The organism is Thalassotalea euphylliae, from assembly GCF_042682785.1.
Taxonomy (GTDB): Bacteria; Pseudomonadota; Gammaproteobacteria; order Enterobacterales; family Alteromonadaceae; genus Thalassotalea_F; species Thalassotalea_F euphylliae.
Genome location: NZ_JBHUIB010000012.1, coordinates 409,886 through 432,857, shown reverse-complemented (window position 1 = coordinate 432,857; position 22,972 = coordinate 409,886). Strand labels below are relative to the sequence as shown.

Sequence of the window (22,972 nt, the reverse complement as noted above, 5' to 3'; positions counted from 1 at the left end):
GATAATCCTAACCATTTTGATTCAAATTAAAGTCAAGCAACACAGTTAACCCTTGCTGCAAAATAGCCTTTCCATCAACGTACTTTGCTTTGTACTTCCAGCGCCTAAGTGCTTGCCTAGCCGCTTTATTAAATATGCGTTTAGGCTCTGCATCCAGAATTTCAATGTTCACCACTTCGCCTATCTCATTGATATCAAATTGTAATTGTACCCAGCCTTCAATACCATCCCTTGCGGCAGTAACTGGATACTTCGGATTTACCCGCACTATTGGCCGGGCGTCACCATCAGAGACGAATGTTGCAGGTGCACTAGCCATGCTGTCGTTTTTAATCTCTATCTTTCCAAGATTGATACCTGGCGTTGTTAGTGCCGCGGCCTCATCTATCACCTCATTTTGTATTCGTTCGGGCATTTTAGGTGGTGGCGGTGTTAACTTGGGCCTTACCATTTGATTAGGCTTAAGTTCATCCGGTGTTTGCGTGATAAACACTTGTGGCGTTTCTTCAGGCGGCACCCATTTCAATTCATCATTTGAAACCAATGCAGCCATAAAAAGAAATAAACAAAATGTCGCTAATGCGCCCAGTCCCATGGAACCTAATATTTTACTCATAGATAACCTCTTTATTGATATGTTGAGGTGTGATCACACGACTATTCGAATGTGTTTAACGCGCAATACCTAGGATTTTCATCGCGCTTATCTATAAGACGATTTACAAACTTAAAAAGGGTTAATAAATTTCAAATTATTTTAGGCATAAAAAAACCGAGCCTTTGCTCGGTTTTTTATGAAAGAATAAATGCGTGTGTTTACGGCATCATTTCTTCGTGGTCTGCACCTTCTTTTTCAACAACTTCAGGAATCAAGTCTTCTTTCGAAATACCTAATGCCAGCGCGATAGAAGAAGCAACATAAACCGACGAATACGTACCAACGAATACACCTAATAACAACGCAGTTGCGAAACCATGAATAAGTGCACCACCTTTAAAGAATAAGGCAGCAAGTACAAGTAACGTTGTAATTGACGTAATGAATGTACGGCTTAATGTTTGAGTCAAAGAAATGTTGATAATTTCCTCTGGACCACCTTCACGAATCTTACGGAAGTTCTCACGGATACGGTCAGATACAACAATGGTATCGTTGAGTGAATAACCAATAACCGCAAGTATCGCCGCTAGAACCGTTAGATCAAACTCTAATTGAAGTACAGAGAATAAACCTAAGGTTAACAACACGTCATGAAACAAAGCGAATACAGAGCCTAACGCGAAGCGCCATTCAAAACGAAATGCGACATAAACGAGGATACAGATAAGTGCCGTTAACATCGCTAAACCGCCTTGCTCTGTTAGCTCGTCACCGACACTTGCACCTACGAACTCAATTCGACGCATTTCAACGTGAACACCCATACCCTCTTTTAAAATATCGAGAATCTGGTTACCTAGCATTTCGGCTTTCACGCCAGGGCGTTCACCCATACGAATAACAACATCGCGACTGGTGCCAAATAGCTGAACAACAGCGTCATCAAAACCATTGGCATCAAGCACTTGACGCATTTTGGTTAGATCTGCTGGTTGGTCAAAGCCTACTTCAACTTTTACACCGCCAGTGAAATCTAAACCGAAGTTTAGTTTGTTTGTTGCTAGCGACGCGATAGCCGCAATCATCATAATAATACTGAACACCATGGCTATCTTGCGATAGCGCATGAAAGGGACAGTTTCATTTAACTTTAAAATTTGCATGTCTCTTTCACCTATATGCTCAATTTATCAAGGCGCTTACCGCCCCAAACTGCATTTACAACGGTACGCGTACCAACAATTGCTGTGAACATCGAAGTGATAATACCAATCGATAACGTAACAGCGAAACCTTTGATAGGGCCAGTACCTACAGCAAACAGTATAAACGCTGCGATTAACGTGGTGATGTTCGCATCAAGAATAGTCGAGAATGCAGCGTCGTAGCCTTGATGAATCGATTGTTGAACTGACTTACCACTACGTAACTCTTCACGAATACGTTCGAAAATCAGTACGTTAGCATCAACCGCCATACCAACTGTCAATACAATACCCGCCATGCCCGGTAGGGTAAGTGTTGCGCCAGGAATCATCGACATGACACCAACAATCAAGATTAAGTTGGCGCCTAATGCTAGGTTAGCTACAACACCAAAGGCGCGGTAGTAAATCATCATGAAAACAAACACTAAGGCGAAGCCACCCATAATTGCTTGGAAACCAAGCTTAATGTTTTCAGCACCTAGCGATGGGCCAACCGTACGCTCTTCAACAATTTGAATTGGCGCAATCAACGCACCAGCGCGAAGTAAAAGCGAAAGGTTATGCGCTTCAGCTTGGCTATCAATACCGGTAATACGGAAAGATTTACCTAGACGCGCTTGAATAGTCGCAACAGAGATAACTTCTTCCACTTTCTCGAAAATCATGTTGCCTTCAGCGTCTTTTCTATCCGTACCTTTGTACTCAATAAAAACAGTCGCCATTGGTTTACCAATGTTTGCTTTAGTGGCACTTGAAATTTTAGTACCGCCCGGCGAATCAAGCGAAATATTCACTTGTGGACGACTGTATTCATCAAAACCAGAACTTGAGTCAACGATATGATCACCAGTTAGCATGACACGCTTTTTCAGCAATGTTGGCGTACCGTTACGATCGTAAAGTAACTCAGAGCTAGCTGGCACACGTCCATCTAATGCCGCAGAGATATCACCTTCAGTATCCACTAAGCGGAATTCAATAGTTGCCGTCGCATTCAGGATTTCTTTCGCTTTAGCCGTATCTTGAACACCTGGTAATTCAATAACAATGTGTTTCTGACCTTGGCGTTGAACTAATGGCTCAGCAACACCTAATTCATTAACACGGTTACGAATAATAGTGATGTTTTGCTGAAGCGCATATTCACGAATTTCTTTTAGCTTCTCTTCAGTCATTGTTGCCGTTAACGTCAATTTGCTCTCATCTTCAGCAAATAGCAAATCACGATTTTGACGGCTTAAATAGTCTTCAGCAGCGCTTAAGTCTTCTGCGTTGCGGAAAATCACTTTGATCGCATCACCGTCTGCTTTTACGCTACGGTAACGAATTTTCTCACCACGAAGTTCGCTTCGGAAATCACCAACAAGTCCAGTTTGCGCTTTGTTAATAGCTTCCTTCATGTTCACTTCCATTAAGAAGCTCACACCACCACTTAAGTCCAAGCCAAGCTTCATTGGTGAACCACCAATGCCCGCTAACCAATCTGGCGTGGCAGGTGTTAAGTTCAGAGCAACAGAGTAATCACGACCATAGGTATCGTCTAGAATATCTTTGGCTTGCAGCTGGTTTTCAGTGTCGCGAAAACGAACAAGCACCTGACCTTCTTCAAGGGCTATGCTCATCACATCAATTTGGTTTTCTTCTAACTGAGATTTTATTTGATCGAGTGTTGAAGCATCTACTTCAACACCTCTGAGTCCAGATACCTGAACTGCTGGGTCTTCACCATAGAGGTTAGGTGAAGCATAAAGAGCACCAATGGCAACGACGAACATTACCAGCAGTGTTTTCCATAGAGGCGTTTTATTTAACACAACGGTTCCTTAACGAAAAAAGCCTCGATTAGAGGCTTTTCATTGTTCCTTTTGGCAATACAGCGCTGATTGCTGCTTTTTGCACAGTCACTTCAGTGCTCTCAGCAATACTGATCACAACGAAGTCTTTTTCATCTGATACTTTTGTGATTTTGCCAACTAGGCCACCTTGCGTAAGCACTTCATCACCTTTTGACAATGCTGACATCAGGTTTTTGTGCTCTTTTACGCGCTTAGCTTGTGGGCGGTAAATCATAAAATAAAATACCAAACCAAACACCGCCAGCATGATCAACATTTCCATGCCACCACCTTGTTGTGGTGCAGCTTGCGCAAATACAGTCGCTAAAGATAGACTCATAATTTCCTCTACTTCTATTCGTTATTTTTAAATTCTTATACCTGTTCACTGCCTTCAGCCAATGGCGGTACAGGCAAGCCTCGACGAGCGTAAAAATCTTCTACAAAGTCGTCCAATGTACCTGCCTCAATGGCGTCACGCAAACCTTTCATCAAACGTTGGTAATAACGTAAGTTATGAATGGTATTTAATTGCGAGCCCAAAATCTCGTTGCACTTATCTAAGTGATGTAAATATGCACGAGAATAGTTCTTACACGTGTAGCAATCACATTCAGCATCTAATGGGCTTGTATCCGTTTTGTTCTTCGCGTTTCGAATTTTTACCACGCCGTTTGTCACAAACAGGTGTCCGTTACGCGCGTTTCGTGTCGGCATCACGCAGTCAAACATGTCAATGCCGCGACGAACCCCTTCAACCAAATCTTCAGGTTTCCCTACTCCCATCAGATATCGGGGTTTATTTTCAGGGATCAAGGGGGTGGTATGATCTAATATGCGTACCATGTCTTCTTTCGGTTCGCCAACAGATAAGCCACCGATAGCATAACCATCAAATTCAATCGCTTTTAAGCCCGCAACAGACACTTCGCGTAAGTCTTCATACATACCACCTTGAACGATACCAAATAGTGCATTTGGGTTGTCGCCATGAGCATCTTTACTGCGCTGCGCCCAACGAAGCGACAGCTCCATCGACTCTTTTGCTTCAGTGTGGGTGGCTGGGTAAGGCGTACATTCATCAAAAATCATGACCACGTCAGAGCCCAATTTGCGTTGCACTTCCATTGAGCGCTCTGGTGTTAACATGATTTTTTCACCGTTTACTGGCGAGCTGAACTTTACGCCTTCTTCAGTGATTTTGCGCATTTTGCCTAGGCTAAACACTTGGAAGCCACCTGAGTCAGTTAAGATAGGCTTATCCCAGTTGATAAAGTCGTGCAGGTCGCCATGCTGTTCGATAATGTCGGTCCCTGGACGCAACATTAAGTGGAAAGTATTGCCTAAGATGATTTCCGCACCAATCTCTTCGATTTCGTTGGTTTTCATACCCTTCACCGTGCCGTAAGTGCCGACAGGCATAAAGGCTGGCGTTTCAACCGTACCACGGTCAAAGGTTAAACGGCCACGACGAGCTTTGCCGTCTTTACCTAATAATTCATATTTCATTTAATTTCTCCGCCCACTAGCTAAACAGGCTAGCGGCTAATTAGACCTAAGAAAATGTCTTAAGCTTACTGCAAATTGGGTTAACTTTTAGCGCTTCGCGTTAAAAACATGGCATCACCGTACGAGAAAAAGCGATACTTTTCTTCGACAGCGACTTTATAAGCATTCATCATATGGTCGTAGCCAGTAAAAGCACTAACCAACATAAGTAGTGTGGATTCTGACAGGTGAAAATTTGTAACCAAACAGTCAACTACCTTGAACTCGAAACCTGGCGTAATAAAAATATCGGTATCTTGATAAAACGGCGCAATAAGTTCGCCTTTGTCATTGGCTGCCTTTGCTGCGCTTTCTAAAGAACGCATCGACGTTGTGCCAACCGCAACAACTCGGCCACCTGCCGCTTTCGTTTGCTTTATTTGTTCAGCAACCTCTTCAGGCACCTCAACATACTCTGCATGCATGACATGATCTTTAATGTCATCTACTTTAACGGGCTGAAAAGTTCCTGCGCCGACATGCAAGGTAACAAAAGCAAGTTCAACACCTTTTGCTTTAATTTTTTCTAGTAACGCTTCGTCAAAATGAAGACCCGCCGTAGGTGCTGCCACCGCACCAGGCTTTTCATTGTAAACAGTTTGGTAGCGCTCTTTGTCAGAGTCTTCATCAGGGCGATCAATATACGGTGGCAATGGCATATGCCCTACACGTTCTAAAACGGTAAGTACGTTTTCATCACCGTGAACTTCAATTTCAAACAAGGCATCATGACGCCCTACCATGGTCGCTTTTACTTCGTTCTCGAGAAGTAACTCATTACCAGGCTTAGGCGCCTTACTTGCTCTTACGTGTGCCAGGAATCGTTTGTCGTCCAGTAAACGTTCGACCAACACTTCAATTTTTCCGCCCGTCGCTTTTTGACCAAACATACGAGCAGGAATAACACGCGTGTTATTAAAAACGAGCAAGTCGCCTGCATTTAATTTGTCTAGCACATCGATAAAGGTGCCATGTTCAATATTACCAGTATCACCGTCTACCGCCATTAAGCGACTCGCGGTGCGATCACTTTTTGGGTAACGAGCAATTAATTCTTCAGGTAATTCAAAAGCAAAATCAGAAACGCGCATTTTTACCAAGTTCAGCCTACAAAAAAACCGCGTAATTCTAGTGCCGAGACGGCGGAAATTCAAGCAACATCGCTATTTGTGATAGCAGTTATTCATCAAAAAACTAAAGACGTATCTCGATTATTGAATTATGCTCAAGAGATAGACTTAAAAGGTCATACCAGTTCAATGCAAAATTGGGTAGCAATATGAGTAATTTAGCCATCGCGATCGCCAAAACTATCATCAACGGTTTTGAACGCCACATCTTCTTATTCAAAGAAACCACACGTGCTGCAAAAACGCGCTTCGAACAAGCAGACTGGCACGCGGTGCAGGAAGCCTCAAAACAGCGAACCGACTTCTATGATTTACGAATCAAAGAGACACTAGCGACGCTTCGCCAAGATTTTGCTATTGAGAAACTCGACAAAACATTATGGCTTGCCGTTAAGCAGGAATATGTGGAACAGCTGCTTTACCACGATAAATCTGACTTGGCGGAGAGTTTTTACAACTCAATCTTCTGCAACCTGTTTGAACGCAAGTATTATCACAACGGTTTTATTTTCGTTGAGTCTTCGGAAGAGTGTTTAGAAAACTTGCGAATTAAGCAAATATACACCCGCTATGAGCCTGACGAAAAAGGCTTGTATGACACGATTTCAACAATACTGCAAAAGCCAGGGTTCGCTATTCCTTTTCAAGATTTAAAACGTGATATCAACACATTGATAGATCGATTTCTAAGGCAAGCCGATAAAACCCGTTACCCAGTAGCTACCTTAAAATTCGATATTCTTGATCATGTGTTTTATCGCAATAAGGGCGCATACATTATAGGGCGTGTTGTATCACCAGGTGGAGAGACGCCCTTTATCGTTGCATTGCTTAACGATGAGCAAGGACATTTGTATATCGACACCTTGCTTACCGATAAAGAGCACATGGCGGTAGTTTTTGGTTTTGCACGTGCATACTTCTTTGTTGACTGTCCCTACCTGCTGCCATTAATCAACTTCTTACAAGAATTAATGCCAAGTAAAACCAAAGCTGAGCTGTATTCTGCTGTTGGCTATCACAAACAAGGTAAAACACAGTTCTATCGCGACTTTTTGCACCATTTGGATGGGTCAGATGACAAGCTAATTTTAGCGCCCGGTATTAAAGGGATGGTGATGTCCGTGTTTACACTACCGTCTTACCCTTATGTATTCAAAATCATTAAGGACAAATTTGCACCTAGTAAGAAAATGACAAAGAAGGATGTTAAATCCAAGTATCGATTAGTTAAGTTACATGACCGAGTCGGTCGAATGGCAGATACAATGGAATATCGTGAAGTTGCCTTTCCTAAAGATAGATTTTCTGACGAACTACTCGCAGAGCTAGAGCAGGTTGCCCCTTCAATCATGCGCTACGAAAACGACCTTGTCGTTATCGAGCATATGTACATCGAACGCCGCATGACACCACTCAATTTATACCTTGCAGATGCCAATGAACAAGAGATTGACGCAGCTATGATGGGCTATGGCGCCGCTATTAAACAGCTTATTGCAGCGGATATTTTCCCTGGCGACATGCTACTCAAGAATTTTGGTGTAACGCGTCACGGTAGAGTTATTTTTTATGATTATGATGAAATTACTTACATGGACGAAGTGAACTTCCGCGTAAAGCCCCAGCCAAAAACTGAAGAGCAAATCTATGCTTCTGAACCCTGGTATACGGTAGAGCCAGGCGATATGTTCCCAGAAGAACTCGCCACATTTGCGTTAGCAAACCACAAATATCGCGCTGCTTTTATGAAGCACCATGCGGAATTATTAGAAGCCTCATATTGGCAACAGGCACAGAAAAACGTCGCCAATGGCATTATTGAAGATGTATTTCCATACCCATCGGACGTTCGTTTTTCATCACACAAATCCAACCGTTAATCACAGTTACCTTTTCCCTTACGGCATATACTTCTACCTTTAATAATAGCGTTTGAAACAAGGTAGAAGTATGCATCCATTATTGAAAACCCTGCTTGTGGTATCGCTGGTGTTTTCTTTTCAAACTGTGGCACAAACACAACTTCGTGTTGAAGCTTGTGAGAGTCAACGTTGCAAAGACTATTTCACTCACTTTAAAAAGAATGCAAAGCGCGGCAATGCTGATTCCATCGCAACGCTGGCAGAGTTTTACTATCACGGCTTTGGTACGCCCAAAAATTTAAAACAGGCACATTTGCACTATCGTAAGGCTGCAAGACTTGGTGTGGTTAGAGCACAGTACAAGTTGGGCTTGATGTATCTCAATGTAGAGCAATATAAAGACCTAGAGCAAGGTATCAAATACCTCAAGCGGGCTGCGTATAATGACCACATCAATGCGCCCTACATACTAGGTGCCATTTATTACAGCGAGCGATTTGGCGATCATGACAAACTTGAGGCCGACAAATGGCTAGCCAAGGCTTATGAGCGTGGCCATAAAGATATGCCAGATTTTATTGCGCATATACTGAGTTTTGAAGAGATTACCAAAAACCAGTTTCCCTATTTATATTCTGCAATAAGCAAGTACCCACTTACTACCACTAGTGACAATCGCCTCGTATGGCCAGAAGATGATGGCACTGAAGTCATTACTGTTAGTCCACCCAATATTGATGACTTACTGAAAGAACAAATGATCGCTTCACGAAAGCAAACCAAACATTTAGGAAGCCGCTTAGGTGGTAAAGATTGTCAAAGCGCAGTGGCTTGCAAAGCGTTAACTCAGGACCAGATGAAAGACCATATGGATATAACATCTGGCCCGATTACGACGAATGAAGGTGGTCGATGATTTTCCCTTAGTGTGTTGTGAGGTTTGCTCTGCCTTGTGTGGCAACTTGGCAGAGCACTTTTTTACGCTAGACACGCTGAAATAGGAAGAAAGAAAAGGAGCCGATGAGACAGTTATATAGAATTAAGTGTCTAATGCTGCAGTATTATGTGCGTTTTCCGTACATCTTTGTTGAAAAAATACGCGCTTGGCGTAAAATTTTAAATTAAGGGGTTTACCTGAGCTTTTGCTTGGGTATAATGCACCACCTCTGCAGGGGTATAGTTCCAATTGGTAGAACAGCGGTCTCCAAAACCGACGGTTGGGAGTTCGAATCTCTCTACCCCTGCCACTTTCTTCTTCTTTTGCTATTCAATGCTTTTCAAATTTGTCATCATAACCAAGGTTATTTCTAGTAATTAGTCATTTTATGATCAGCAAACCGGCTTTTGACCGACTTGATGCGATGGGCATTGACTTATACAGCCTGCGCAACGACTCGATGGAAAATCAGTCTCCACAAAGCTTTTTACCTATTGATAAAACGTCGGTTACAAACGCCGCTTTTTATCGAGATGTGTTACATGCACTGAATTTGACGAGTGCAGACTTATCTTTCAAAGAGCACGCTATCGAGCTTCCAACAGTCACTTGGCACTTTCACGCTGAGGAAACAATTATTCTCGATAAAGGCTTACTTGTTACCCCTGAAATTTCATCAATTATTGATAACACAGTGTTAAAAAGCCAACTTTGGCAATCGCTTCAAAAGATTTAGTCATGTCTATTAACTTTCACCCTATAGACGACAGTGTTGTCAGCGCATTAATGCCAATAGAAAATGCTTGCCACAGCCATCCTTGGAGTGAGAAAACCTTTCGTTCATGCATTGGTAAACGCTACTTTGGTGAGTTCGCCAAAACATCATTAGATATCGTTGGTTTTTATGTTGGGGAGTACCTGCTTGGCGAGGCTACATTGATGGATATTTGTGTGTCGCCAGAGCATCAAGGCAAGGGCTTGGGGAATGCCATCCTCGAGCAATTTCATCAGCAAGCAAAGCGGTTAGGGGCGAGCAAACTATGGCTAGAAGTGCGAGCCAGTAATACGCCGGCATTGATGCTCTATATCAATCACGGTTACCAAGAGATCAGCCGCAGAGCTGGCTATTACCCGAAAGAAACAGGCTACGAAGACGCTATTGTTATGTGTAAACAGTGCTAAAAATTTGTTAATCAAACGTTGTTTACAATTTACAACACAAGTTTACCTCACTTCTCTACTTTTAAACCTTTACTCCCGTCATAATTGCCTTACTTTGAAAAAGGCAGCGCATATTATGTTTAACCGACGCGATATACCCTTAGACACACAGCTAAACAATGAACAGTTAGCCAATATGCTGGTCGCGGAAGCTATCGAGCAATTACAACAGTTGACGCAACTATCGCAGGCAGACTGTGAAACGCTTGTAGAAAAACAATTTGCAAACAACAAAACGCATGGTGCTATTAAGCAACCTATTATTGAGCAGCGTGAAACAGACTTTATTTGCGGTCTTTTTAATTAACCCTTCCCAACCACTGTAGGCATGAGAGCAAATGCTCTCTCGCCTATATGTGAATTAAAATGTTATCAATTGTAATCCCTAATAGGGCTTGTCAAAACAAGCTGATAATATAATGACCAGCTGTAGTGAACACTGGTCTTTTTTGTGTTGCCCTTTTTTTCAAACCTCTCTCGTATTGTTGTTTTCGCGATTCTTGTGGCGCTGCCATTTCAGGCAGTTATTGCCGAAGATGCGGCACTTATCGAAACTGAGTCTTGGCACTTTTCTGTCGCCATAGGTGGCGGTTTAGTCTCGAATCCGGTTGTTGACGGTGACAATTTGCCGCTTATCGTTATTCCTAACCTTAGTTATTACGGCGACCAGTTTTTCTTCGACAATGGGCTTGTGGGTTACTCATTCATTCAAGCGCCAACAATTGAGGTAAGCATTGCCAGCAAAATCAATTCAACAGCTGCGTATTTCAAAGATTGGAATACCGAAAGCTGGCTTATCACCTCACTTATTCCCGTATCAGACGGCAGCAGTGGCAGTAACGTTAAGACATTGGCAGGAGCCATTGAAGATACAGGTGTTGATAAAATTTCATCTGAAGATATCCGAGATAGACGCTGGTCGCTTGATACAGGCATTCAAGTCAATTGGTTTGCCAGCGACAGTATTGACGTAATAGCTAATTACTATCTCGATACAACAGGCGTCCATCACGGCGAAAACGCACTCGTGGAGGTGACCAAACGTTTTGTGCTATCGAAAGAGGCGAGGCTTCAACTTGGTTTAGGGCTACATTGGCAAAGCGCACAACTAAGCAACTACTACTTTGGTATTCACCCTGAAGATGGCCACCCCCCTTCTGCACTTTACTTGCCTGGTGATACGCTAAATCAATTTATACAAGTCCAGCTAGCTCGTAAAATTAACGAAAACTGGCGGTTTATATTCACCAGCAAACTGCAGCGGTTAGACGAAAAATTAAAACGCAGTCCAATCGTCGAAGAATCCAAGCAATACTCCGTGTTTATGGGCGCCGTGTATGATTTTTGATTCAGTGTGGTTTTCCCTAAAAACCATTCTGAACCCTCGCCAAATGTGGCGAGGTTTTTCTGTATTTATATGCTGGCAAATCAGCATGACGGTACATGCACAGCAACCCAGTATTAACGCAAAACACTTTGCGTTAGAGCCAAACACTTGCATGAGCCAAGAACAAGACGCACCATGCCCTTTCACACTATCAGCACGTTGGGAACTAAACCAAAAAGCGGATGTTTGTTTGGTGCTTGGCGATGAGCAGTTATCATGCTGGTCACAACAAAAATCAAACTATTTTCAACGTCAAACGTTACTCACTAAAACCAGTGAATTACGTTTAGTTAACCAAGCAACAGGGGAAGTGATACACCGAGAATTGGTGACTATATTGTATAGCAACCCCAAGCGATTTCGCCGCCGGCTACGATCTCAGTGGAGTCTATTTTAATGACTAAAGTATTGCTTGTTGAAGACGATGAGCGTCTTGCCAACTTAGTACATAACTTTCTTGAACAACAAGGGTATGACATGACAACGGTACACCGAGGCGATGATGCTCTGGTGTATTTAAACGTTCATCAGCCTGAGTTGATTATCCTTGATATCAACCTGCCAGATACCGACGGCTTTACATTATGTGAACGCATTCGAGCAGATTATCAATGCCCAATACTATTTCTCACCGCTAAAGATGGTGATGAAGACCATTTGCGAGGTTTAGAGCTTGGCGCTGACGACTACTTAATTAAGCCGGTAGAGCCGAAAATATTGGCGGCACGGATAAAGTTGGTTCTTAAGCGACACGCTAAATTAGAAGCAGTCATGGACAATCTTGTGTTTGGTCAACTCACCATTAAAAAGTCATTGCGCAAAGTTACTTGGCTAGATAAGCCCATAGACATGACCAACCATGAATACGAGCTACTATTACTGCTTGCTGAACATGCTGGAAAGCCTGTCACTCGAGAGTACATTCACCAACAAATGATTGCCCGCGAATATGATGGTCTAGACAGAACAGTAGATGTTCGTGTATCAAGATTAAGACGAAAGTTTGGTGATGACTCATCAACACCTGAAAAAATAACAACCGTATGGGGTAAGGGCTATATGCTGATTCCTCATGCATGGGATCATTGATGAGCCGACTGTTTCTTACCTTATATTTCGTTGTTGCTATAGCCATACTACTCATTGGTTATAGTACGGAATGGCTATGGCGGTCGACACAAGAAACAAACGATAACGACATTCAAGAGTTAGCACAGCTCGCAATGGTTGTAGCTATGCATGCAAATTCGCCAAAAGATATTGAACAGTCGAAACTCGCTACTGGCCTGCCAATAAATATCATGTCGATAAACGCAATAGCGTTTTTACCAGAGCAACAGCGGCAACTCAGAAATCAAAAAGCGGTCATCACTTACGATCAACAAGACAACTTGTTTATCTATGCAATCAATGCGGAATCAAATCAATTAGTGCAAATAGGCCCTGTTTCAACGCAAATAGAACAACAAGTAAAAAATGTGTACTTGATAGCCTCTTACCTGTTTCTTGGTGGCGTTATTTTACTTTGGAGCTGGCCATTGTGGCGAGATTTGCTCAAACTAAGCGCACAAGCGAAACGCTTAGGTGAAGGTAAGTTTGATCGTCAGCCTGATGTGTCTCCGCATTCTGTTGTCTACCCTGTCAGTCAAGCATTCAGTCAAATGTCTACACGCATTGCACGCATGATTGAAGAACAAAAGCTAATGTTCAATGCTGTCAGTCACGATATTCGCACACCGCTCAGCCGCCTGAAATTTACCGCAGAAATGCTTGATGAGTCGCAACAACACATTAAAAAAGGTATGAATCAGGATATTAGTGAAATTGAAAGCTTGCTTGAAGACATATTAGGTTACGGCCGACTTGAAGCGAATCAGCAAACACTCGACTTAGTAGAAGTCGATTTTCATCAACTTTTAACGAACCTAGTCGCTCGAACAAACTTCAACAATACACTCAACATTACACTGTCTGTAGACGCTAATACGGTTGCTTTTTGTGATGGCCACCTCATTGAGAGAGCGCTGCAAAATATTGTTGTAAATGCCGTACGCTATCACCAACAGCACATTGATATCTCCTGTTCGTTAAATAAAGGCAAGATAATGATTCACGTTGACGATGATGGCGAAGGAATAGCCCCCAAAAACTGGGAAAAAGTGTTTCAACCCTTTCAGCGTTTAGACACGTCTAGGAATAAGGAAAAAGGTGGTTTTGGCTTGGGCTTAGCGATTGTAAAACGAATTATTGAACTACACCAAGGCAGCATAGACGTTAGCCAAGCGCCGATCGGAGGTGCGAGATTTACCATTACGTTGCCAATGCGCATAAAATCTTCTTGAGCAATAATATGTTACTTAATAAAAAACGCCGCATTAAGCGGCGTTGATTCTACATCATCTTTAATTAATGATTCACAACAGCTATCTGTTCAACTTGCTTAAACTTGCCTTTCGAGGCTTTGCCCAACAAGAAGTCCAGTTGTACTAAATTATTGGTGCTACCAGCAGTTGAGGTTTCATATTTCCATTGACGAAGGGCAATTTTCGCGCTCTTATCAAACACTTTCTTAGGGGTCGCTTTAATGACAGACACATTGGTCACATCACCGCTAGCCGTCACATCAAATTTTAATACTACGCTTCCCTCTACACCATCATCAGCAGCTTGCTTAGGGTAAAGTGGCTCGATACGTTTAACAGGCACAACGGTATCCGCTTTTACTAATTTTTCAGCGCTCCCTGCATAGCTCATTGCCGATAGCAACGACACTGCGCCAGCGAACAGCACGGTAGAAATTACTTTAGAACCCGCAGGTTTATTCTTGATCAGGTTGATTCTTTCAAACATCACGTGTTTATCTCCATATTCTTTAAAGGACAATTGGGCAAACCCTAATGGTGGAGCAGTCTCTGCAGCCACCACTAAGGCTTTGCCGTAGTTGATCCTGCTAGTGGTGTGTTTGCGCGCCAACACAACTTGATCACAGGAAAGTTCTTGGTCACGGCGAAAACGCGAGAACGCTAACCATGCCAAAGGGTGGAACCACATTACCGCCAGTAACACTAGCGCTATTGCATTCCATACCAAGTCACCACGACGGTAGTGACAAAGTTCATGTTCAAGGATCAACACTTGCTGCTCCTCGGAAAACAACTCATCAAAGTCAGTTGGGATTATGAGCTTAGGCTTCACAATGCCCACCAGCATAGGGCTGAAAAGCTCATCACTTTGATAAACCTTTAAACCTTTATCTCCAAGCACACTGTTCAGCGCTTTTGAATACTGGTTAACAGACTGCCAAGTAGATTGCGCCCGAATAAGCGCAATGTGCCGAATACTCCAGTAACCAAGCAGCGTTATTGCACCAACAGCCCAAGCATATTGAAGAATAGGAAGTACCCAACTCTGACTTTGCGGCGTATCAGCAAATGCTAAATATCGCTGAAAAGACTGTCCTTCATTCATTGCCGCAAACCAGTTAGGCAGCTCAATGGCGGGAACAATTAAGCTAGCAGGAACTATCAACCAACTTAAATAGAGCACTTGAGGACCCAAAGAACTCAGCCCATACTTGCGAATAACGAGCATAAGCATCACGCAAACAGTAAATGGTCCTATGACCAACTGTAGCCAATCAATCATGATCTTTTTCCCAGTCTTGTATAAGTTGTTTAAGAGAGTCGATGTCTTCTTTTTGCAACTGATTATGCTTCGCAAAACCTGCCACTAGTGGCGATACACGACCGCTGAATAGACGTTGAATAAGTGACTCACTCGCTTGCTCTTGGTACTTAGCTTGTTCAATAAGCGGAAAATACAAGTAGCGTCGTTGTTCTTTTTCAAACCCTATCGCCCCCTTTTTCACGAGACGATTGAGCAGAGTTTTAACCGTTTTTTCGTGCCATTCTCGCTCTTGATTTAACTGTTCAATAATGTCGTTCGCAGAAATTGGGTTCTTCTGCCAAAGCACACCAAGCACCTCTAGTTCCGCATTACTTATATCTGCCATCTTCCTGCCTTTACCGTCTGTTTTTGCTACTCACTTTATGTCTATTCTATACTTAGGTGCGCTCGCCATACTCAAATGTACACCCTTCTATGCCAGCATAACCCTCTAGTGGCTTTAGCGTATAAAGTTTAGCTTCGCCAAGTTGGTCTTGGGATACAGACTGGGCTACTTCAAAATACAGCCATCGACCTTTGTTTAAGGGTTTTAACTCAACATATGGATATGAACGCATTCGCCAGTGTCCCTGAGTGCCATAACTATACTTGTCATTCTTCACCGCTTTGCTGAAACGATAACGACCATCACGTGCTAAAGATAAGTTTATGTCACTGGCACAATGCTGACTTTTATAGGTCAACGCCAGGTCTTCCATATTCTTACCTGAATGTGGTTGAACATTTTCAGGCACTAAAAATAACCCTATCGTATCTTTCTGAAACCAATGGTTGCCCTCCTTTAGCGCTGATACATAGCCGATAGTCCAGTGTTGACTATTCATAAACGCTTCAAGGGCATGCACAGTGTCTTTTTGCGACACGAATGGCGAATAAATAATTGACGATTGGTTTACCATTTCAGGATAATTCAAACGATTCACTTCAACATGAAATTCTTGCTCTTCTAATTGCTGAACAACCTGCTTCTCAGTTTCATCATCTAAGTACTTTGCGTAAAGGTGAACAGTAGGTGAGCTGCATGCCGAAACGCACAACAGCATCAGCATTCCTATTGATTTTTTTCCAGCTTGCTTAAGCATTTCCTCAATCATAAACCGTTACCTAAACGCAGTGATTACACTTGTAATTTAAAACAAAGATTACACATGTAATCATAATTCACAAGTGTTTATTTTCTCTTCCGTAAAAATAATTTCTTATTTAGGTCAAATTTACGATGAAATTGCACAATTTATACTGTTTAGCTACTGCCCATGGAGACGTTTTTCGCTATAATATTGCGCTTTAATTTTTCCACTCTATCAATCACAGGGTCTTTTATGTCTGTACAACAGCAGGAAGTCGCAAAACGCCGTACCTTTGCGATTATTTCCCACCCGGATGCTGGTAAAACAACCATCACCGAAAAGGTACTTTTATTCGGACAAGCGTTACAAACTGCTGGTACCGTAAAAGGTAAAAAGTCAGGACAGCATGCTAAGTCTGACTGGATGGAGATGGAAAAAGACCGTGGTATCTCAATTACTACCTCTGTAATGCAATTCCCTTACGCGGATTGCCTGGTAAACCTACTTGATACTCCTGGTCACGAAGACTTCTCGGAAGATACTTACCGCACATTAACAGCGGTAGATTCATGTTTGATGGTTATCGACACCGCCAAAGGTGTAGAGGACCGCACCATCAAACTGATGGAAGTAACGCGTTTACGTGATACACCCATTATCACATTTATGAACAAGATGGACCGTGATACCCGTGACCCAATGGAAGTGATGGATGAGGTAGAAGACGTACTGAAAATAAAATGTGCGCCTATCACTTGGCCAATTGGCATGGGTAAAGAATTCAAAGGTGTTTACAACATCTTAAAAGACGAGACGATTCTTTACTCGACAGGTCAAGGCCATACCATTCAAGAAAAGCGTATTATCAAAGGATTAGACAATCCAGAGCTTGATGCTGAGATTGGTCCATTTGCAGAAGACTTACGTGAAGAGTTGGAACTTGTTGTTGGCGCTTCACATGAGTTTAACCTAGAAGAGTTTTTACGTGGTGAGTTAACACCGGTTTACTTCGGTACAGCATTAGGTAACTTCGGTGTAGATCATATGTTAGACGGCCTAACAGAATGGGCACCAACACCACAGCCTCGTGCAACCGATACACGTGATGTTGAAGCAACGGAAGAAAAATTCTCGGGTTTCGTATTTAAAATTCAAGCAAATATGGACCCTAAACACCGTGACCGTATCGCCTTTATGCGTATTGTGTCGGGTAAATACAGCAAGGGCATGAAGATGCGCCAAGTACGTATCGGTAAAGACGTAAAAATTGCCGATGCAGTAACCTTTATGGCGGGCGACCGAGCCAACGTGGAGGAAGCTTTTGCTGGTGACATTATTGGCTTGCATAACCACGGTAGTATTCAAATTGGTGATACCTTCACACAAAACGAAGAAATGAAGTTCAGCGGTATTCCTAACTTCGCGCCGGAAATGTTCCGTCGTATTCGCCTGCGTGATCCACTAAAAGCCAAGCAATTACAAAAGGGCCTTATTCAGCTGTCTGAAGAAGGTGCGGTACAAGTATTCCGTCCGCTAAACAACAATGACATGATTGTAGGTGCGGTAGGTGTTCTTCAGTTTGAAGTGGTAGTACAGCGCTTGAAAACTGAATACAACGTTGATGCGATTTATGAGCCGATTAGTGTAGCGACAGCTCGCTGGTGTACAGCAGAAGATGAACGTACGTTAGATCAGTTCCGCAAGAAAGCGGCAGATAACTTAGCGTTAGATGGCGGTGATAACCTCACTTACATTGCACCGACTATGGTGAATTTAAGTTTAGCGGAAGAGCGTCATCCGGATATTGTGTTCCACAAAACACGTGAACACTAAAATTTCTTCATAGGGAACGTTTTATCAGCATTGTCTGCAATTTTTATTTGTCACTTAGGTTACTAAGCTCCTACATAAAAAATTTTGACCGCTTTGCTAAAACGTCCCCTATTATGAAATTAGAAAACAACGTTTATTTTACAAGTTGATACGAAATAGCAAGTTAATAACTTAACATTTGAAATAATTCCTAGCTGTGGGATTCTCATTTCTCGCAGTTAGTTCAAACAAGAACAATGAAAACGCGCTCAGCATATAGGTATATGTGAGCACGATTGAAGCCGTAATTGTTTGAAATAACAATGAGAAAGAGACTCCCTTAGATGAATATTAAACAACTACTTTCGGAAAAAGTACTCGCTGCAATGGTCGCAGCAGGATTACCAGAAGACACTAACCCAGCGGTTAGCCAATCTACCAAGCCGCAGTTTGGCGATTATCAAGCGAACGGCGTCATGGGCGCTGCAAAAAAGCTAAAAACAAATCCTCGAGAGCTAGCAACGAAAGTAGTTGAGCACTTAGACCTAGATGGCATCGCTTCAAACATAGAATTAGCTGGTCCTGGCTTTATTAATATTCATTTAGATAATGCTTGGTTAGCGTCTCAACTCTCAGACGCGTCTGCAGATACGCATTTAGGTGTTACACAACGTGCTGAGCCACAAACCGTTGTTGTAGATTACTCTGCACCGAATCTTGCCAAAGAAATGCACGTTGGTCACTTACGCTCTACCATCATCGGTGACGCCGTTGTACGCGCATTAGAGTTTCGCGGCGACACAGTTATTCGCCAAAACCACATGGGTGACTGGGGTACACAATTCGGTATGTTGCTCGCGCATTTGAGTGACAAATTAGCTTCAGATGAGGTAGCTGAAACCGCATTAGCAGATTTAGAAGCATTTTACCGTGAAGCGAAAGTGCGTTTTGATGATGAAGACGGTTTCGCCGACCGTGCACGTGATTACGTGGTCAAGCTGCAAAGCGGTGATGCTGATTGCGGCAAACTTTGGCAACAATTTATCGACATCTCTATCGCTCACAGTGAAGAAATTTACGAAAAATTAAACGTGACGTTATCGCGTGATGACATTATGGGCGAGAGCGCGTACAACCCAGATCTACCGAAAGTGATCGATGAGTTGATAGCGAAAGAGATCGCCGTTGAAGATCAAGGCGCTAAAGTCGTTTTCATTCAAGAAATGGCAAATAAAGACGGCGAACCATCTGTTTTCATCGTACAAAAATCTGGTGGTGGTTACTTGTATGCGACAACTGATTTATCTGCTTGTCGCTACCGTAGTGGTGAACTCAATGCTGATCGCATTGTTATTTTTACCGATGCTCGTCAATCACTTCACTTTAAGCAAGTTGAAATTGTAGCCCGAAAAGCAGGTTTCTTACCTGAGAACGTAGCCTACGATCATTGCCCATTTGGCATGATGATGGGTGATGATGGCAAGCCATTCAAGACACGTACAGGCGGTACCATTAAACTTGCTGAATTGCTTGATGAGGCGGTTAGCCGTGCAACTGATGTCATTAAGGAAAAGAATCCAGATATTTCTGCTGACCAGTTAGCAGAAGTTGCTCGCAAGGTTGGTATTGGCGCAGTTAAATTTGCTGATTTATCAAAAAATCGCACTAGCGACTATATTTTTAATTGGAAAACCATGTTGAGCTTTGAGGGTGCTACTGCCCCTTACTTACAGTATGCATATTCACGCATTCAAAGTATCTTCCGCAAAGCTGGTGTTGATGCAGCTGCAACAGGTGCTCAAGCAGTTATAGAAGCACCACAAGAGAAAGCATTAGCATTAAAACTGCTTCAATTAGAAGAAGTGTTGGACGCGGTCATCGGCGAATGTACACCGAATTTACTTTGTAACTATCTATATGAACTTGCTAGCTTATATATGAGTTTTTACGAAGCTTGCCCTATTCTTAAAGAGGGTATTGAAGATAACGTTAAACAATCACGCTTAGCACTTTGTGCTGTTGTCGCGAAGTCCCTTAAACAAGGCTTAGACATCTTAGGCATCGAAGTGATGGAGCGTATGTAGTTTTTATTTGGATTTATGAAGCTATTTTACGTTGGTGAAAACACCAAAGAACAACAAACACTCACTAAAATGTTCGGCAATGGCAAGCATGAGCTTGCCTTTGCTAGCGACCATGATTCAGCTCTAGAGCAAATCAAGTCGTCAAAATGGAGTATTATCTTCATTAGCACGTCAGCTACAGGTATTGAACCTGAAGCGTTTGCAGAAGAAGTATCGACCTATTCTCCTACGTCCTTGAAAATACTATCAGTAGATGAGGATGATAAAGAGGAATACGGTAATGTTCATCACCAGCTCAAGCGCCCTATTCGCTCGCAAGAACTGGTTAACATTTTGGAAATGTATATCCCACAGCAACGTGCAATAACCAAAAAGCACATTGTTGATGCAGTACAAAATGTGAAAACGCTGCCTAGCCCACCTAAAGTTTACATGCAGTTAAATGCATTGCTGAAGCACGATACAACAGACTCAGACAAAATTGCAGAAATCGTAGGAAGAGATCCTGCACTTGTTGCCAAGGTAATGCAGTTTGTAAATAGCTCTGCCATGTCGAAAGGCCGTGAAGTAGAAACAATTTCTGATGCAATCACTAAGATGGGTGTAGATACTCTTTGTTGTATCGTCATGACGGCAGAAATGTTTTCTTATCAGCCTAGCATCGATGATTTTAATATCGAAAAAGAGCAACTTCACAGTTTATCAACGGCAAAGTTAGCCGCTTCTATGGTGAAACCAGAAATGAAGCAAAATGCGCTGCTTGCAGGCTTGCTTCACGATTTGGGTAAACTGGTACTTTATGAAATCAACCCAACTCAAACCAAGAAATTCTTCCAGAACCGTCTGGGGTCTGCAGACAATTCGAAACTAGAGCAGAAAATTTTTGCTACCGATCATTGCCACATTGGCGGCTATTTGCTTCACATGTGGGGCTTTCCTTATCCTGTTATTGAAGCGATTGTTTTACACCACAGTCCTGAAAAGTTGGTGAAAAAACCTTTCGATGTCGCGCATGCCGTGCATGTGGCAGATACGTTGATTCGAGAAAGAGAGTTAACACCAGCGTTTATTGAAGCGTTTAAATTAGAAGGTGTGCTCGATAAATTAGTGGCAAGAGCCGACAAGCTTAGACTCTAGTGATAGATGCGCTTCTTCACCGATACTCATTGCCATTTAGATTTTGAAGCGCTTTCACAAGACTTAAACGCTACGCTGAATCGAGCCGCAAAAAGCAATGTCACTACAATTGTAGTGCCTAGTATTGGCCCAACGAATTGGCAAGACGTATTAAATCTGCCTAGTAAGTATCAGGGTATTCAAATAATGCCTTGCTTGGGTTTACACCCTTGGTTTTTAGCAAATACATCACTGCAAACGTTAGAGCGTCTGCGAGCACTAATCATTGAAAATCTCAACAGACTGCCTGCGATAGGAGAAGCAGGAATAGACGGCAAAATTGCGGAAGAACAAGGTAACCTATCATGGCAAATAGAGGTATTTGAGTACCAACTCGCGCTTGCGAATGAGGTCAAAAAGCCCATTATTGTGCATCACCGAAAATCCCATCCGAAAATTGCCGAATCGTTTAAGCGTGTAAAGCCAGAATATGGAGGCGTCATTCACGCTTTCTCTGGTAGTTTTCAACAAGCAAAAACCTACTTGGACTTAGGCTTTAAAATCGGTATTGGTGGGACTATCACCTATGAACGAGCAGCGAAAACGATAAATACGGTAAAAAAATTGCCTCTAGAGTCGTTGGTGTTAGAAACCGATGCGCCAGCAATGCCTCTAAATGGCATGCAAGGCGCCCCAAATGAGCCACAATATATTAGCAAGGTGTTTGATGCCTTAGCTAATATAAGAGAAGAATCTAGGGCTGCGTTAGCTAACCAAATAGACGTAAATGCTAGGCAGCTTTTTTCGTCGCTACACGATAACCTTGACGGCTAAAACGACTTAACCCGCGCGTCAAAAAGAAGCCTGCACACCCCGCCATAATCAGCATGATACGCATTAATTCTTGCGTATTTGTATTCGCCGTTTGCAAGTCATTTTGCCAATACCCTTTATCAAGCGTCATGCGCAAATACCCGTAAAGTTTGTCGCCACGTAATTCTAAAACAAAGCTTTGCAATTCTTGACTTCGATCATCGGTATGTTCGTTAATGCCATACAAAGTATTCATTGAAAGACGCTCACCTGATTGATGAATAGTTTGTCCGGTTTCGTCATACAGAGTCACAGTATTGACAAACGCTGGCACTGATAGCTGAGCAACATGTTCACTGATCTGTGCTTTTTTACCATTTTCTAGCAACGCGAGTGTCGTAAGCGCAGCTTGCTCGATGTAGTTGTCACCTACTCGAGTTTGATGTTCTTCAATGAGCGAACTCTGTCTACCATGACTTTCAAGAATCAAATTCATGAGCACGACAATCAACACAATTGCGATAGCTAATTGCAGAATTTTATTATATATCGACGAAATTTTAGGGTATAACTGCACATCTGATTGTGTCATGACCAACCAAGCTTTTTAGATAACGACCTATTTCAATACAATATCGTAATTTCTATTCAGTTTGAA

At 42.6% G+C, this 22,972-nt stretch carries 23 protein-coding genes and 1 tRNA gene; 14 read left to right on the top strand and 10 right to left on the bottom strand.

Annotated features, from left to right (window positions below; translation table 11 throughout):
• Positions 1 to 7: 7 nt before the first annotated feature.
• The 6 genes from ACFSJY_RS16405 to queA all read right to left on the bottom strand — a co-directional run bounded on the left by ACFSJY_RS16405 (position 8) and on the right by queA (position 6,283).
• Complete coding sequence (locus ACFSJY_RS16405) at positions 8 to 616, bottom strand: TonB family protein (RefSeq protein ID WP_386036740.1); 609 nt, start codon at positions 614 to 616, stop codon at positions 8 to 10.
• Between the two features lie 200 nt (positions 617 to 816).
• Positions 817 to 1,764: a protein translocase subunit SecF gene (secF, locus tag ACFSJY_RS16400; protein WP_386036737.1), complete on the bottom strand. Its 948-nt coding sequence runs from the start codon at positions 1,762 to 1,764 to the stop codon at positions 817 to 819.
• 11 nt (positions 1,765 to 1,775) lie between these two features.
• Positions 1,776 to 3,623, bottom strand: coding sequence for a protein translocase subunit SecD (gene secD, locus ACFSJY_RS16395; RefSeq protein WP_386036735.1), 1,848 nt, complete (start codon positions 3,621 to 3,623; stop codon positions 1,776 to 1,778).
• Positions 3,624 to 3,651: 28 nt separating this feature from the next.
• On the bottom strand, positions 3,652 to 3,984 hold the full coding sequence (gene yajC / locus ACFSJY_RS16390) for a preprotein translocase subunit YajC (protein ID WP_386036733.1): 333 nt from the start codon (positions 3,982 to 3,984) through the stop codon (positions 3,652 to 3,654).
• 35 nt (positions 3,985 to 4,019) lie between these two features.
• Positions 4,020 to 5,153, bottom strand: a complete 1,134-nt coding sequence (tgt, locus tag ACFSJY_RS16385; protein ID WP_386036731.1) for a tRNA guanosine(34) transglycosylase Tgt — start codon at positions 5,151 to 5,153, stop codon at positions 4,020 to 4,022.
• A gap of 80 nt (positions 5,154 to 5,233) precedes the next feature.
• On the bottom strand, positions 5,234 to 6,283 hold the full coding sequence (gene queA, locus ACFSJY_RS16380) for a tRNA preQ1(34) S-adenosylmethionine ribosyltransferase-isomerase QueA (protein WP_386036729.1): 1,050 nt from the start codon (positions 6,281 to 6,283) through the stop codon (positions 5,234 to 5,236).
• A 188-nt stretch (positions 6,284 to 6,471) separates the two neighbouring features.
• Between queA and aceK the strand changes: the two genes are divergently transcribed.
• The 10 genes from aceK to ACFSJY_RS16330 all read left to right on the top strand — a co-directional run bounded on the left by aceK (position 6,472) and on the right by ACFSJY_RS16330 (position 14,074).
• Positions 6,472 to 8,205: a bifunctional isocitrate dehydrogenase kinase/phosphatase gene (aceK, locus tag ACFSJY_RS16375; RefSeq protein ID WP_386036727.1), complete on the top strand. Its 1,734-nt coding sequence runs from the start codon at positions 6,472 to 6,474 to the stop codon at positions 8,203 to 8,205.
• Between the two features lie 70 nt (positions 8,206 to 8,275).
• Positions 8,276 to 9,103 (top strand): tetratricopeptide repeat protein, encoded by an 828-nt coding sequence (locus ACFSJY_RS16370; RefSeq protein WP_386036725.1) that lies wholly within the window; start codon positions 8,276 to 8,278, stop codon positions 9,101 to 9,103.
• 254 nt (positions 9,104 to 9,357) lie between these two features.
• Positions 9,358 to 9,434, top strand: a tRNA-Trp gene (locus tag ACFSJY_RS16365).
• Positions 9,435 to 9,512: 78 nt separating this feature from the next.
• The gene (locus ACFSJY_RS16360; RefSeq protein WP_386036722.1) at positions 9,513 to 9,860 is read left to right on the top strand and encodes a hypothetical protein; all 348 of its coding nucleotides are present in this window, start codon (positions 9,513 to 9,515) and stop codon (positions 9,858 to 9,860) included.
• A gap of 2 nt (positions 9,861 to 9,862) precedes the next feature.
• Positions 9,863 to 10,306 carry a ribosomal protein S18-alanine N-acetyltransferase gene (rimI, locus tag ACFSJY_RS16355; RefSeq protein ID WP_386036720.1) on the top strand — a complete coding sequence of 148 codons (444 nt, stop codon included), beginning with the start codon at positions 9,863 to 9,865 and terminating at the stop codon, positions 10,304 to 10,306.
• Between the two features lie 115 nt (positions 10,307 to 10,421).
• The gene (locus ACFSJY_RS16350) at positions 10,422 to 10,652 is read left to right on the top strand and encodes a hypothetical protein (RefSeq protein ID WP_386036717.1); all 231 of its coding nucleotides are present in this window, start codon (positions 10,422 to 10,424) and stop codon (positions 10,650 to 10,652) included.
• A 195-nt stretch (positions 10,653 to 10,847) separates the two neighbouring features.
• Complete coding sequence (locus tag ACFSJY_RS16345) at positions 10,848 to 11,693, top strand: MipA/OmpV family protein (protein WP_386036714.1); 846 nt, start codon at positions 10,848 to 10,850, stop codon at positions 11,691 to 11,693.
• Complete coding sequence (locus ACFSJY_RS16340; protein ID WP_386036712.1) at positions 11,683 to 12,129, top strand: DUF3019 domain-containing protein; 447 nt, start codon at positions 11,683 to 11,685, stop codon at positions 12,127 to 12,129. Before ACFSJY_RS16345 ends, ACFSJY_RS16340 begins: the two co-directional genes overlap by 11 nt.
• The gene (locus ACFSJY_RS16335; RefSeq protein ID WP_386036710.1) at positions 12,129 to 12,821 is read left to right on the top strand and encodes a response regulator transcription factor; all 693 of its coding nucleotides are present in this window, start codon (positions 12,129 to 12,131) and stop codon (positions 12,819 to 12,821) included. Before ACFSJY_RS16340 ends, ACFSJY_RS16335 begins: the two co-directional genes overlap by 1 nt.
• A complete protein-coding gene (locus tag ACFSJY_RS16330; protein WP_386036708.1) occupies positions 12,821 to 14,074 on the top strand; it encodes an ATP-binding protein in 1,254 nt (417 codons plus the stop codon). The genes ACFSJY_RS16335 and ACFSJY_RS16330 overlap by 1 nt, the downstream gene beginning before the upstream one ends.
• A 64-nt stretch (positions 14,075 to 14,138) precedes the next feature.
• On the opposite strand, the gene ACFSJY_RS16325 is transcribed toward ACFSJY_RS16330, so the two are convergent.
• From ACFSJY_RS16325 to ACFSJY_RS16315, 3 genes are read right to left on the bottom strand one after another with little or no spacing between them, the layout of a single operon-like run.
• Positions 14,139 to 15,377: a M56 family metallopeptidase gene (locus ACFSJY_RS16325; protein WP_386036706.1), complete on the bottom strand. Its 1,239-nt coding sequence runs from the start codon at positions 15,375 to 15,377 to the stop codon at positions 14,139 to 14,141.
• The gene (locus tag ACFSJY_RS16320) at positions 15,370 to 15,744 is read right to left on the bottom strand and encodes a BlaI/MecI/CopY family transcriptional regulator (protein ID WP_386036703.1); all 375 of its coding nucleotides are present in this window, start codon (positions 15,742 to 15,744) and stop codon (positions 15,370 to 15,372) included. Before ACFSJY_RS16320 ends, ACFSJY_RS16325 begins: the two co-directional genes overlap by 8 nt.
• 52 nt (positions 15,745 to 15,796) lie before the next feature.
• Positions 15,797 to 16,513, bottom strand: a complete 717-nt coding sequence (locus ACFSJY_RS16315; RefSeq protein WP_386036700.1) for a hypothetical protein — start codon at positions 16,511 to 16,513, stop codon at positions 15,797 to 15,799.
• A gap of 228 nt (positions 16,514 to 16,741) precedes the next feature.
• On the opposite strand from ACFSJY_RS16315, the gene prfC reads away from it, so the two are divergent.
• The 4 genes from prfC (at position 16,742) to ACFSJY_RS16295 (ending at position 22,335) form a co-directional block, all read left to right on the top strand.
• On the top strand, positions 16,742 to 18,322 hold the full coding sequence (gene prfC, locus ACFSJY_RS16310; RefSeq protein WP_386036697.1) for a peptide chain release factor 3: 1,581 nt from the start codon (positions 16,742 to 16,744) through the stop codon (positions 18,320 to 18,322).
• A 323-nt stretch (positions 18,323 to 18,645) separates the two neighbouring features.
• A complete protein-coding gene (gene argS, locus ACFSJY_RS16305) occupies positions 18,646 to 20,385 on the top strand; it encodes an arginine--tRNA ligase (protein ID WP_386036694.1) in 1,740 nt (579 codons plus the stop codon).
• Positions 20,386 to 20,400: 15 nt separating this feature from the next.
• Complete coding sequence (locus ACFSJY_RS16300; RefSeq protein WP_386036691.1) at positions 20,401 to 21,522, top strand: HDOD domain-containing protein; 1,122 nt, start codon at positions 20,401 to 20,403, stop codon at positions 21,520 to 21,522.
• Between the two features lie 6 nt (positions 21,523 to 21,528).
• Complete coding sequence (locus tag ACFSJY_RS16295) at positions 21,529 to 22,335, top strand: TatD family hydrolase (RefSeq protein ID WP_386036688.1); 807 nt, start codon at positions 21,529 to 21,531, stop codon at positions 22,333 to 22,335.
• Here the strand turns inward: ACFSJY_RS16295 and ACFSJY_RS16290 are convergent.
• Complete coding sequence (locus ACFSJY_RS16290; protein WP_386036685.1) at positions 22,292 to 22,906, bottom strand: AhpA/YtjB family protein; 615 nt, start codon at positions 22,904 to 22,906, stop codon at positions 22,292 to 22,294. The genes ACFSJY_RS16295 and ACFSJY_RS16290 overlap by 44 nt on opposite strands.
• Between the last annotated feature and the right edge of the window lie 66 nt (positions 22,907 to 22,972).